This window comes from Gracilibacillus thailandensis, from assembly GCF_010994055.1.
Lineage (GTDB): Bacteria > Bacillota > Bacilli > Bacillales > Amphibacillaceae > Gracilibacillus > Gracilibacillus lacisalsi.
In genome coordinates, this window is the sequence record NZ_WJID01000010.1 from 53,567 (window position 1) to 66,215 (window position 12,649).

Sequence of the window (12,649 nt, forward strand, 5' to 3'; positions counted from 1 at the left end):
GATTAACTTGGTAAATTCAGGAGGTACATATGCGAAAAAGAGTATTAGTCACCGAACCAATTCCCGAAACAGTAAAAAATTATCTGCAAGAACATGTAGAGTTAACAACATGGGATAGTCCAGAACAAATGCCTCGAGAAGAACTATTAGATACAATTGGCAACTTTCATGGATTGATAACAGCGAAAGACCTCATTGATGATGAATTACTAGATCAAGCAGGTCAACTGGAAGTAGTGAGTAATATTTCTGTTGGTTATGACAATTTTGATGTCGATGCATTAAAACGTTCAGAAGTCATAGCGACACACACACCATATGTATTAGATGAAACAGTTGCAGATCTTATTTTCGGGTTAATTCTTAGTAGCGCAAGAAGAATTACCGAGTTAGATCAATATGTCAAGCAAGGTAAATGGGATAAAGCAGTTGACACCCCATTATTTGGTCACAATGTCCATCATAAGCAACTAGGAATTATAGGGATGGGCAGAATCGGAGAGAAAGTGGCTAGAAGAGCAAAACTAGACTTTGAAATGGAGGTTACATACTATAACCGATCTCGTAAAGAAACAGTGGAAAACGAGTTAGGGGTAATATATCAGGAGCTTGATTCTTTGTTGCAAGAATCTGATTTTATATTACTGATGACTCCATTAACAAAAGAAACATTGCATTTAATTAATGCAGATGCTTTTAAAAAAATGAAGGACTCTTGCTTTTTTATTAATGCATCGCGAGGTAAAGTGGTCGATGAAGCAGCGATGATTAAAGCTTTAGAAGGAAAGGAAATTGCTGGAGCTGGGCTGGATGTGTTTGAACAAGAACCTATAGAACCAGATAATCCACTATTGAAAATGGATAATGTCGTTACTTTACCGCATATAGGATCTGCAACCGCAGAGACACGAGAAGAAATGAAATTATTCGAGGCTAAAAATATGTTACAAGGTTTAAGTGGTAAACAACCGGAGGCCGTCATTAAAGAATTACAATAATAACGGAGGGATTATGATGGCGAATATTCAATTGGGGAACACAGATTTATATATCAATCCAATCGGTCTAGGAACAAATGCAGTTGGTGGTCATAATTTGTATCCTGATTTAAATGAAGAAACAGGAAAAGAGTTAATTCGTACAGCAATGAATGAAGGGATTAACTTTTTAGACACCGCCTATATTTATGGACCTGGAAGGTCTGAAGAATTGATTGGTAAAGTATTAACTGAAACTGGTAAAAGAAAGGAAATGATCATTGCCACAAAAGGTGCTCATCGTCCAAAAGGAAATGACATGATTACGGATAATTCACCAGCTTTTCTAAAACAGACCGTAGAAGAGAGTCTGAACCGGTTACAGACAGATTATATCGATTTGTTTTATATTCATTTTCCTGACGAGGAAACTCCTAAAGATGAAGCGGTTGGAGCGTTATTTGAATTAAAAAAGCAAGGTAAAATAAGATCAATCGGTGTATCGAATTTTTCACTTGAACAACTAAAAGAAGCTAACAAAGATGGATATGTTGATGTTTTTCAAGGGGAGTATAACTTAATCAACCGTCAGGCAGAAGAAGAACTTTTCCCTTATTTGAAGGAGCATGGGATCTCATTTGTGCCTTATTTTCCACTCGCTGCCGGTCTATTAGCAGGTAAATATAAAAAAGGTGATCAGTTCCAAGATTTACGTCAAAACATGGAACATTTTAAAGGAGAGCGTTTTGAACGAGAATTAGTTCGTTTGGAAGAAGTAAAACAAATTGCAGCTGCCAAAGGGGCAGAAACTGCTCATGTCGTACTAGCTTGGTATTTGAAAAATCCAGTCATTGATGCGATCATTCCAGGTGCAAAACGACCAAGTCAAGTTTCCGATAATTTAAAAACATTAGATGTTCAGTTAACAGATGACGAGTATAACAAAATAGATCAGATCTATCGTTAAGGTAAATAGAAAGTGGAAGCAGTAAAAACCCGGTTCATTTGAACTGGGTTTTTACTAATTAAGCACCATTAGTTTTTAACTTATTCATTTGCACGGTTTGCTTGTTCGATTACACGATTCGTTTCTTCAGCTGCTTGATCTAAAGCTTCTTGTGGATCAGTGCCTTGTAATACATTTTCCATGGCGGTAACAACTTGTTGTCTAGCTTCAGGAAAAACGGAAATTAATGCACCTTGTGTTGCATAAGAAGGTTTTGTTTCTTGTAATTGATCAACCGTAACTTTTAGTTGAGGAAACTCTTCCCATCTTTCTTGTACAATTTCTTCATCATACGCAGCAGGGTTAATAGCAAAATACCCTGTATCAATATGCCATTTTGCTTGGCTTTCTGGTGTTTGTAAGAATTTCATAAACTCCCAAGCTGCTTGTTGTTTTTCTTCTTCAATTCCATTTGACATCCAAAGGGAGGCACCACCGATAATAACGCCATTACGCTCAGCTTCTTCTGAAAAAGGAATATAGGCAACGCCAACTTCAAACGGTGCATTTTCAACTGTGCCAGCAACACCAGCTGAAGAGTCTAAATACATCGCCGTATTTTCAGTTTGAAATGCTGCACGGATATCATCCCAATTAGATCCAAAGTTACCGTATGTACCAGCTTTATTCATTTCGTCGATTAACTGGAATACTCGTAACCCTTCTTCACCGTTGAATACGGCTTCCGTTGCTTCCTCACTGCGACCATTATCATTGTTGACAAAGAGTCCACCTTGCGTAGCAATTAATTCTTCAATAAACCATCCATAATTTAAAATCGAGAAACCGTATCTTTCTGTGTTATCACCGTCTTTAACCGTCAGTTTTTCCGCTGCTTCCTTGATTTCTTCAAAGGTTTGTGGAGGATCCTCAGGATCTAAACCTGCTTCCTCAAATGCATCTTTATTATATAACATGACTGGAGTAGAGGAGTTAAATGGCATTGAATATAGTTGATCATCGACAGTGTAATAGTTCAAAATGTTTTCTTCTAATTGATTAATATCATATCCTTCTTGATCAATGAAAGATTGAACTGGTTCAATAAAACCACTATCAATCATATATTTTGTACCGACTTCAAAGGTCTGGATGATCGCCGGTGCATCTTCTGTTCCACCAACACTGCGGAATTTGGTTAATGCCTCTTCATAAGAACCTTGAAATTCAGGGATTATCGTATATTGGTCTTGAGATTGGTTGAAATTATCAACAATTGCTTCAATAGACTCTTGTCCACCACCGGACATCGCATGCCAAAACACAGCTTCCACCTTTTCATTAGTTGCTTCTGCTTCGTTTGTGTCTTCATTTTCGCTGTTTTCATCAGTTTGTTGCTCTTCACCTGAAGTATCTTCTTCAGGTTCCTCTCCCTCCGCATCATTAGAACATGCCGAGATAAATACTAGTAAACTTACTGTTAAAAACAATAGTAATAGCTTTTTCATTTGAATAATTCCCCCTTATTATTTAAGTGCACCTTGGGCAAGCCCTTTTTGCAATTGTTTTTGCCCTAAAAACAACAAGATTAACGTTGGAATGATGACGATAATGACTCCTGCCATAACCACCCCCCATTCTGATGCTATTTCCTGTGTTTGTAACTGCTTTAAACCGATTTGAACGGTTCTTACCTGGTCATTGTTCGTCACAAGTAGCGGCCATAAATACATATTCCACGTTGTCAAGAATCCATAAGCTCCTAATGTTACAAAGGATGTACGGCAGTATGGAATGACAACCTTCCAAAAAAATTTAAAAGAGCGTAATCCGGCGATATCGCTAGCTTCTTTTAGTTCTTTAGGTATGGTAAGGAAGTGTTGTCGTAATAGGAACGTTCCGAATGCAATAGCAAAGAAAGGTATCGTTAAACTTTGGTAATTATTAATCCAGTCTAGTTGCTGAATCGTGAGGAAGTTGGGAATCATGGTCGCTTCCCATGGAATCATCATGGTTGAGATAAAGATAAAAAAGACAATGTGTCTACCTTTAAAAGGAATGAAAACAAAAGCATAAGCAGCTAACGCACTTACGATTAATTGTCCTAGCATCACGACAGTTGAAACAAAAAAGCTATTCCATAAATAGTGGGCTAGTGGTAATCGCTCGAAAGCCTTCTGGTAATTTTCTAGATGAAAGCTTTCCGGTATAAATTTCCCTTGTAACAGTTCTGCGCTACTCATAAAACTGATCAAGAACGCATATACTACCGGAAAAAAGACGATGACAGCTGTTAATATTAACAGTAAATATGTGATGATAGGGCGAAGTATTTTCATTGATAGTGCACCTTCCTTTCTCCGAATTTAAATTGTAAAATTGTTACAATTAAAATGCATATAAACAGGAAGATTGATTGTGCACTTGCTGTACCAAACTGGTAATTAACAAAGGCTTCCCGATAGATAGAATAAACGATCAAATTAGTAGACTCAGATGGTCCGCCTTGTGTGAGAATATCAACTTGTCCAAACGTTTGAAACGCATTAATTAGTGAAACGGTAATAACAAAAAATAAAGTAGGCGATAGCATAGGAATCGTAATTCTTCTCAATTGGTAGAAATAGCTTGCCCCTGAAATTTTGGCGCTTTCATAAAGGTGATCATCAATATTTTGTAAGCCACCTAATAAAATGAGAAAAGAGAATCCAATATTCATCCAAATCGTTGTGATAGAAACGGAAACTAATGCCCAATCTGGGTGTAGCAACCAATCTATAGAAGTGCCACCTATAGAAGTAATGAGCTGGTTTAAAATCCCCATACTTGGATGGAATATAAATAACCAGACTACCGCAGAGGCAGCGACGGAAATTCCCATTGTCGAGGAGTAAATGGTTCGAAAAATGCCAACACCTTTAATCTTTTCATTTGCTAGTAAAGCTAGGAATAAAGAAATAATAACACCAGTCGGTACGGTGTAAAGCACAAACAAAATAGTTGCTTTAATACTTTTATGGAAACTTTCTGCCTGGAGAATATATTGATAATTTTCTAAACCGACAAAAACATTTGCAGTTCCTTGCTGATCCGTTAAAAAGAAACTTAAATATAGGGTTTTTCCAAGTGGGTAAAATAAAAAGACACTAAAAAGAATGATGGATGGTAGTAAATATAAGATTGCTGATCTCCAATGTATAAATCGCCACTTTAAATCTATCTTATTAATGGACTTCTCTTGTATTTCTGCTGTGCTTTTCATATGATTCCCTCGCGAACATGCTGATGTTGAATATTTTTGGGACCTTGAAGTAATTTTTCTGTTTGCCCATCATAGATACAAAGCGAATCTGGATCCAGTGTCAATCGCAATGTCTGGCCAACGTGAATATCCCATTGACCATACCACTTGGCATACCAAACAGAATCATCATTCCATTTAAATTTTAGTAATGTTTCTGTCCCTAAAATTTCCACATGATCGATTGTTACGACAAAAGACAAATCCAGACTAGATGGTTCTTCCTGAATCTTGATGTTCTCAGGACGAATACCAACAAGAACTTGATCACTGTTTACGTCATTCACAACTAAGTGATCAACAGGTATCGAAATTTCATTATTAATAGTAATTTTAGAAGAATTTTTATCTATTAATCCAGATGTCAAATTCATCGGCGGTGAACCGATAAATTTTGCCACAAATGGATTTGCTGGTGTATTGTAAACATCGATTGGTTTTCCGACTTGTTGAATCACACCTTCATTTAATACCATAATCCGATCTCCCATTGTCATTGCTTCTACCTGATCATGTGTAACATAAATTAAGGTAATCCCTAGTTTTCTCTGTAATTCACGAATTTCTGAACGCATATGTGCTCTTAATTTGGCATCTAAATTAGATAAAGGCTCATCCATCAAACAAATAGGGGAGTTAGTTATAATAGCTCTTGCTAAAGCAACACGTTGTCTTTGGCCACCTGATAAATGACGAGGCTTGCTTTTTAAATAATCTGTTAAACCTAGCATTGCAGCAATTTCATAACACTTTTCTTTCTTTTCTTTTTTACGCATTTTTTTAACATCGAGACCAAATGTAATGTTATCTTCAACAGTCATATGAGGATAGAGCGCATAATTTTGAAAAACCATGGATAGTTGACGTTTGCTGGGTGGGAGGTGATCTGCTTTTTTGCCATCAATTAATAGCGAACCTGAAGTTATGTCTTCCAATCCCGCTATCATTCGTAACAGTGTACTTTTTCCGCATCCTGAAGGTCCAACAAGTACAAAAAATTCCCCAGGTTCAATGGTTACGCTGACATCTTTGACAACAAGTTGTTCTTTGTCATAACTTTTATCGACTTGTTTAAGTTCGACAGAATACATAATAGATTCTCCTTTAATAGATTAGCTTGTATGTCACTGCCGATTATAGAGAAGTTTTATGTATGCAGTATTAATATAGTGTAAAAAAATATATACAAAAATTAACAAATTTTATCATTAATTAATAAAATTCGAGAAAAAATACTTCCATAATAGACAGAATATTGTATGATAGTATTGGTAAAGAAATCTATAGATAAAAATGTTTATTGTTGTAATGAGGTGTAAATGTGGACATTATAAGAGAAGCAATGGCTTTGCCTGTAGATAATTTTTTAGGAATGCTGATTTATGCTGTGACTTTCATGTTTGTGGCAGGTCTTGTGTTTAGTTTAGCCTTGAAATTTATTCCTAATCGTTTACCATATGCCGTGAAAAGTTTAATCGTTTTTATTGCTATTATTATTAGTTTAATTATTTGGTGGCAAATGATTGTGGAACCAGGGTTGAACTTATGAAAAATAGCCAGCTACTATAGCTGGCTATTACTAGTTTTGCACCCGTTAAGATGACGTTTAAAACGATACAACATTTTTTGTTTTTGGTTTCTTTGCTTTTTCAGTTACCTCTTCCGTGTCTGGTTCCTCAAGGAAGAACATGCAGAGGAAACATACAACAGCTGATAGACCAATCAAGATGAAGAATATGGAAGGACTGACCATTGTAAAGATTGTAAGAAAAATTACAGACCCAATATTACCATATGCACCGACCATTCCAGAAATTTGACCAGTAACCGGTTTTTTTATCATCGGAACCATAGCATATACTGCACCTTCACCAGCTTGCACAAAGAAAGAGCAGCACATGGTAATGATAACGGCTAACCAGATTGGCCAGCTGGATCCGATTAATGCCATACCGATGTACCCAAAAGCTAATCCAGCCGTAAAAATCATAAGGGTTTTTTTACGGCCAAATTTATCGCTTAGTAAACCACCGCTAGGTCGAGACATTAAATTCATAAATGCAAAGCTGCTGGCAATAAGTCCAGCTTGTGCCACTCCAAGTGAGAAAGTTTCTTCAAAAAACTGAGGTAGCATCGATACTACAGCTAGCTCAGATCCGAAAGTACAAAAGTAGGCAAAATTTAGAATAGCTACTTGCTTAAAAGAATACTTTTCCTTTTCAGGTACACCTTTTCGAAGGTGGTCTTTATTTACATGCCAAATCTTTCGTAAATTGTATAAAAATATGGCAATTAGTAAAACAACAATGATTACTAATACATAAGAACTAATGAAATTTAGGTTCCATAATCGGTAGCTCTGAAATATAAGGATACCGAAGACGGGGATACTCATCAACATTAATCCTATTAAATCACGATAACTGGTAACTTCCAGTGCGCCGCTTTTCTTTGGTTTTTTATAAATAACTCCATTCGGTGTATCCTTAACTAATTTCAAGAATAGAATTCCGTAAACCAAACTGATGATTCCGGTTAAACCAACTGCATAACGCCATCCATCTTCTCCTCCAAAAAGGATTGCTAGTGTTGGAAGTGTCATGGCAGCTGCAGCAGAACCAAAATTACCCCAGCCACCATAAACGCCTTCAGCAAATCCAACATTTTTTTCGGTGAACCACTCCGATACTAATCGAATTCCGATTACAAACCCAGCACCTATAAGTGCTAAAAAGATACGGGAAATCATCAATTGTGTAAATGAATTTGATAAAGCAAAAGTAAAACAAGGAATGCTTAATATAATTAACAAGCCGGAATATACTCTTCTTGGTCCGAATCTATCAACCAGCATTCCAATTAATACTCGGGCAGGAATGGTCAGTGTTACATTCGCAACGGCAAGTAAGGCAACTTCGTCATTTGATAACCCAAATTGTCTTTTTAACGTTGTCATAAATGGAGCCATGTTAAACCATACAACAAACGTAATAAAAAATGCTAAGGTAGTAAATCCTAGTGTTTTAATATTTCCTTGATAACCTGAATTCATTCCATAAACCTCCTGTAGTGATGTTATGGTTTTATTATAGGAGTTTAGGAACGATAAACAATTAAGTGGTAAAATTCTCTAACAAGGAAAAAATAATATACCGCAAATTGCTGTAATATTATCTAACAACAATTTGCAGTGATTTTATATTGCTTTTTCTTTTAATTTCGTTCTTTGTAACGCTGACTTTGACTGATTGACATTCAGTTGAGTTGTTGCCAAGAAGCATATTAATAACATAATAGATATAGTGATAAAAAAGGCAAAAGGGACGAATAAGTTTAATACTGCTAGAAAGCAAAGAGAGCCGATATTTCCGTAAGCGCCAACCATTCCAGCTATTTGTCCAGTTCGATTTTTTTTCACGAGTGATACCATGGAAAAAATCGCTCCTGAGGCTGCTTGGCTTACTAATGAACAGCAGATCGTCAGGAATAGTGCCAGGTAAATGGGCCAATTGCCATTAACAAAAGCCATCATAATATATAGAAGAGAAAGGCTGACTAATAGTAGCATTGTAACTTTCTTTCGTCCAAAACGATCACTAAGCCAGCCCCCAGCCGGACGTGCAATTAAGTTTGTAAAAGCAAAGCTACTAGCGATAGCAGCTGCAAAAACAGCATTAACAGTGAACGTATTTTGGAAGAACATTGGTAGCATCGAAATAATAGCAAGTTCTGATCCAAAAGTAGCAAAGTATCCAAAACTTAAAATGGCCACATTTTTCATCGAAAACTTTTCCTTATCTGCTAGTTTTTGCTGTAAATAACTTCGATTAACCTTCCACCTTTTTATCATATTAATAGCATAGTACAGTACAATTGCACTGTAGAGGAGTGTTGCTATTAGATTAGATAATATACCAGTTTGTTGTAATGTCCATACTAGTATCGCCATACCACCATAAATAGGGACCGTAAGCAGTAGTAGAATTATGAAATCATTCTGACTTGTAGCTTTAATAGGATTGGCTGTTTTCGTATATTGAAACGTTTTCCAGCCTGGTGTGTTCTTTGCTTTTAAATAGAAAACTACACCATATATCAATGCTAACATACCGGTTAAACACATTGCATAACGCCAACCATTTTCACCCCCGAATAAGACTGCCAATGTTGGTAGAGTCAAGGCAGCAAAAGCAGATCCGAAATTACCCCAGCCGGCATAAATTCCTTGTGCAAATCCGGCTTGTTTTGTCGGAAACCATTCCGTTACCATTCTAATTCCAATTACAAAGCTGGCACCAATTGTTCCTAATATTAGTCTCGAGATGAGTAGTTGCATATACGTGGTTCCAAAAGCAAAAACAAAACAAGGGATACTCATTGTGATAAGTAAAATGGAGAATACATTTCTCGGACCATAACGGTCAACTAATCGCCCGATTACAATACGTCCGGGAATACTTAAAGCTAAGTTTACGATCATCAACGCACCAATTTCATCAGTAGACAGTGATAATTGTTCCTGAATCGTTGATTGAAAAGGTGCCATATTGAACCAAACCATCACACTTATAAAAAACGCAAGTGTTGCGATTGTTAGCATTTGCTTTTGTCCATCGTAGTCATGTTTACGTGTAGTCATTATATAACTCCTTGTAAATGTAATCTTTAATTTGCTAATTTTAGGCCTATTCATATACGTTGCTGCTTTACAACAACGCTTTTTAGACAAACTGCGAAGTAACTTCGACACGGATTTGCTCTCTTCCATTCTGCATTTTGATGAATGCTGCAATACGCTTCGGGAGAATACTGCGCTTTCCGTGGGCTCGGCTTCAGCTAACTTTTTCGAGCGGTTTTGGCTCGAAAAAGTTAGCTGAAGGGCAAACCCCACGGAAAGGGAAGTGGGCAGCCGGAGTGGTAGTTATCATCACGATATATTTCAAAATTATCTCTTAGGTGACCGCACATCTAAATACCACATTCCTTCGCAGTTTATATCTAGTGTTAATTTAGGGTTTTATTATGCAAAGACGCATGTGATAAGTATCCATTTTTTTGTATGTTTTTTAATTCACTGGACTCAATCGAACGACGCTCATCTTAAAGCCGGGCATTCGGCAATAGGGATCTAGTTGATCAGATACAAGCCGATTAACATTTTGTTTTTCAGTCCAGTGAAAGGGAACAAAAACAGTGTCTTTGCGAATCGTGCTTGACAACCTACATCTCACGATAATCCACCCTTTTTCAGAAGTGACACGTACGAGTGAATCCGCTTCAATACCATGTTTTTCCGCAGTTTGCGGATGAATTTCTAAAAAAGCTTCAAAATCTCTGGCAGCTAAGGAAGGACTTTTTCTAGTCTGTTCACCTGTTAAATAGTGACTCATTACTCGACCAGTAGTTAAATATAATGGATATTCCTGTGTAATAGTCGGTTTGTTATCTATACTTTGATAAGGGATGACAGCCATTTTTGCTTTTCCGTTCTCATGGGCAAATGAATCTTCAAACAGTCTGTTTGTTCCTGCATGGTCCTCTGACGGACAGGGCCAAAGAATTCCTTGTTCTTGACGTAATCTCTCATACGTGATACCAGAGTAATCGGCCTTGCCACCTTTACTGGCGATACGAAGTTCTTCGAAAATTTCTTCTGCCTGATCAAAATCAAAATATTTCCCTTTACCTAGTCTTTGGGCAATATCACAAAGAATCTGCCAGTCATGTTTTGCTTCACCTTGTATAGGATAATTAGCTTCTCTAAGCATTACTCGCCCTTCGACATTTGTTAATGTGCCTTCATCCTCTAAATAAGAGGTGGCTGGTAAAACTAAATCTGCTAGTTTGGCAGATTCAGATAAGAATAGATCCGAAACAACGAGAAACTTTAGTTTTTGTAAGGCCTTTTTGATTAAATTGGCATTAGGATTGGAAACGATTGGATTGGAACACATAACAAACATACTAGTTATCTCGCCAGCCATAATTTTTTCAAACATTTCATAGGCAGAAACACCTTTTCTAGGCAGATTTTTTTCTTCAATTCCCCAGACATTTGCAATATATTGCCGATCTTTTAGATTTTCGATTAAGCGATAACCAGGAAGCTGATCGGCTTTTTGTCCATGTTCTCTCGCTCCTTGACCATTTCCTTGACCGGTGATTGCACCATACCCAGAATTACGTTTACCAATCTTACCAGTAGCAAGTAGCAGGTTTAAAAAGCTTCGGACAGTTTCTGTTCCGTTGATTTGCTGTTCGATACCACGAGCGGTAAAGATCATTCCTGATGGTTCACGGCCAAATACAAGTGCGATTTGATATAATTCATCCAGGGAAACTCCTGCTGTTTTGGCAACATCATCTAATTTGATCGATTGGATATATGCTCTTACTTCCGCAAAATCTTCTGTTCGTTGTTCGATAAAAGCATGATCAATTAAGTCTAGGTCGATTAATATTTTTAAAACACCATTGGCGATTGCAACATCTGTGCCAGGTATATTTTTAATATGAAGATCTGCTAAATTGGTTGTACTAGTCTCTCGTGGATCGATGGCAATAATATAGGCGCCATTTTCCTTTGCTTTTTCAAAATATGGCATGATAGTAGGCTGGCAATCAGCAATGTTAGTACCTGCTAAAATAATACATCTAGTATGTGGCACTTCTTGAAGAGTGTTGGTAAAGCCTCGATCGATTCCGAATGTCATGTTTGCACCTGTTGCAGCGGAAGCCATACAAAGTCTGCCGTTATAATCAATGTGTCTGGTTTCCAGAGCAACACGCGCAAATTTGCCTAACAAGTATGCTTCTTCATTCGTAACAGATGCACTTCCATAAACAGACAAGGCATCTTTTCCATCTTCTTTTTGAATCTGTTCAAAATTTTCTTGGATCAATTGATATGCTTCTTCCCATGTAATAGGTTCGAATTCTCCATTGATTCGCTTTAGTGGTTGTTTTAAGCGATCATGATGAAGTGCATGTTGATGGGCGTTCATTCCTTTCACACACAATCTGCCTTGTGAGGTAGGATTATCTTTACCAACCGTTTTGTGTTTCTTTCTTGATATGATTCGCTGCTCAATTAACTGCATTTTGCATTGCATGCTACAGTAAGGACACTGTGTTTCATATATTTGTTCGGATTGAACTTTCTGTTGTTTATCGCGGAAATATTTGAGCATTAATTCGGTCATAAATATCTTCTTCCTTTCTCAAAATAAGGCTTATTATCACGGGCACTAACTCCCTGTTAAGTGTCGCTAACCTTCAGTGTGGCAAAAATGTCCAACTGAAGGAAGTCTAACTTTTCCACGGTGCTAATCGTCCGTAGAATCCCCAAGTCATGGAATAGTAAAAGTAAGTGGGGATAACGGACGCTAACACCCTGATAAGTGTCGCTAACCTTCAGTGGGGCAA

Annotated in this window: 10 protein-coding genes; 3 read left to right on the top strand and 7 right to left on the bottom strand. The window is 37.1% G+C overall.

The genetic code is table 11. The annotated features are described in order from the left end of the window. The first annotated feature begins 29 nt into the window (after nucleotides 1–29). Together GH715_RS04550 and GH715_RS04555 are read left to right on the top strand one after the other, a co-directional pair. Nucleotides 30–998, top strand: coding sequence for a 2-hydroxyacid dehydrogenase (locus GH715_RS04550; RefSeq protein WP_153834432.1), 969 nt, complete (start codon nucleotides 30–32; stop codon nucleotides 996–998). A 13-nt stretch (nucleotides 999–1,011) separates the two neighbouring features. Then, nucleotides 1,012–1,944 carry an aldo/keto reductase gene (locus GH715_RS04555; protein WP_153834431.1) on the top strand — a complete coding sequence of 311 codons (933 nt, stop codon included), beginning with the start codon at nucleotides 1,012–1,014 and terminating at the stop codon, nucleotides 1,942–1,944. A gap of 80 nt (nucleotides 1,945–2,024) precedes the next feature. Here the strand turns inward: GH715_RS04555 and GH715_RS04560 are convergent, their stop codons facing one another. Genes GH715_RS04560 through GH715_RS04575 form a run of 4 tightly spaced genes read right to left on the bottom strand, consistent with a single transcriptional unit; the run spans nucleotide 2,025 to nucleotide 6,315 of the window. Further along, the gene (locus GH715_RS04560; protein ID WP_153834430.1) at nucleotides 2,025–3,431 is read right to left on the bottom strand and encodes an ABC transporter substrate-binding protein; all 1,407 of its coding nucleotides are present in this window, start codon (nucleotides 3,429–3,431) and stop codon (nucleotides 2,025–2,027) included. Nucleotides 3,432–3,449: 18 nt separating this feature from the next. Then, nucleotides 3,450–4,262, bottom strand: coding sequence for a carbohydrate ABC transporter permease (locus GH715_RS04565; protein ID WP_153834429.1), 813 nt, complete (start codon nucleotides 4,260–4,262; stop codon nucleotides 3,450–3,452). Further along, the gene (locus tag GH715_RS04570) at nucleotides 4,259–5,185 is read right to left on the bottom strand and encodes a carbohydrate ABC transporter permease (RefSeq protein ID WP_153834428.1); all 927 of its coding nucleotides are present in this window, start codon (nucleotides 5,183–5,185) and stop codon (nucleotides 4,259–4,261) included. Before GH715_RS04570 ends, GH715_RS04565 begins: the two co-directional genes overlap by 4 nt. Beyond that, nucleotides 5,182–6,315: an ABC transporter ATP-binding protein gene (locus GH715_RS04575; protein ID WP_153834427.1), complete on the bottom strand. Its 1,134-nt coding sequence runs from the start codon at nucleotides 6,313–6,315 to the stop codon at nucleotides 5,182–5,184. Before GH715_RS04575 ends, GH715_RS04570 begins: the two co-directional genes overlap by 4 nt. A 230-nt stretch (nucleotides 6,316–6,545) precedes the next feature. Between GH715_RS04575 and GH715_RS04580 the strand changes: the two genes are divergently transcribed. After that, nucleotides 6,546–6,773 carry a hypothetical protein gene (locus GH715_RS04580; protein WP_163578453.1) on the top strand — a complete coding sequence of 76 codons (228 nt, stop codon included), beginning with the start codon at nucleotides 6,546–6,548 and terminating at the stop codon, nucleotides 6,771–6,773. 57 nt (nucleotides 6,774–6,830) lie between these two features. Here the strand turns inward: GH715_RS04580 and GH715_RS04585 are convergent, their stop codons facing one another. From GH715_RS04585 to nasC, 3 genes are all read right to left on the bottom strand, one after another. Beyond that, nucleotides 6,831–8,276 carry a nitrate/nitrite transporter gene (locus tag GH715_RS04585; RefSeq protein ID WP_153834426.1) on the bottom strand — a complete coding sequence of 482 codons (1,446 nt, stop codon included), beginning with the start codon at nucleotides 8,274–8,276 and terminating at the stop codon, nucleotides 6,831–6,833. 144 nt (nucleotides 8,277–8,420) lie between these two features. Next, complete coding sequence (locus tag GH715_RS04590; protein ID WP_153834425.1) at nucleotides 8,421–9,863, bottom strand: MFS transporter; 1,443 nt, start codon at nucleotides 9,861–9,863, stop codon at nucleotides 8,421–8,423. Between the two features lie 427 nt (nucleotides 9,864–10,290). Continuing rightward, nucleotides 10,291–12,426 carry an assimilatory nitrate reductase catalytic subunit NasC gene (gene nasC, locus GH715_RS04595; RefSeq protein WP_153834424.1) on the bottom strand — a complete coding sequence of 712 codons (2,136 nt, stop codon included), beginning with the start codon at nucleotides 12,424–12,426 and terminating at the stop codon, nucleotides 10,291–10,293. Between the last annotated feature and the right edge of the window lie 223 nt (nucleotides 12,427–12,649).